Source organism: Bradyrhizobium sp. NBAIM08, from assembly GCF_020193935.1.
GTDB lineage: Bacteria > Pseudomonadota > Alphaproteobacteria > Rhizobiales > Xanthobacteraceae > Bradyrhizobium > Bradyrhizobium yuanmingense.
On record NZ_JADYVR010000970.1, the window covers coordinates 1 to 402 of the forward strand.

Below are 402 nucleotides of genomic sequence, written 5' to 3' on the forward strand. Positions count from 1 at the left end.
CTGTCGAAACCTCGAGACCGGGCAGCCCGATGCGCGATCCGATCGCCGGCAGCAGGCCGCCGACGGCCGATCCCGCGCTGACAAGCTCCGGGAAGATGCCGCGAGGCAGGCCGACGCGCTCGATCAGCGCGTCATCCCACTCACCGGTGTGAACGTTGAAGAGAGCGGTTGTCGAGGCGTTGGTGCGCTCGCTGAACTGCCGACCGGTCAGCCAGTAGGTGATGAGGTCGGGGATCAGCAGGAACCTGTCGATGCCCTCGAGTCGACCAGCGAGCTGATCCTCGGCGAGCTGGTAGACGGTGTTGAACGGGAGGCGCTGGAGACCCGTCGCCGCGTACAGCTCCGCTGCGGGAACCCGACTGTGCACGGCATCGATCGCCGGCGCAGTGCGGGAGTCCCGGT

The 402-nt window shown here is 67.7% G+C and carries 1 protein-coding gene; it reads right to left on the minus strand.

The window, feature by feature from the left end:
* Positions 1-402 (minus strand): FGGY family carbohydrate kinase (locus tag I6F37_RS42990; protein WP_249795496.1); only part of this gene is annotated, 402 nt, incomplete at both ends.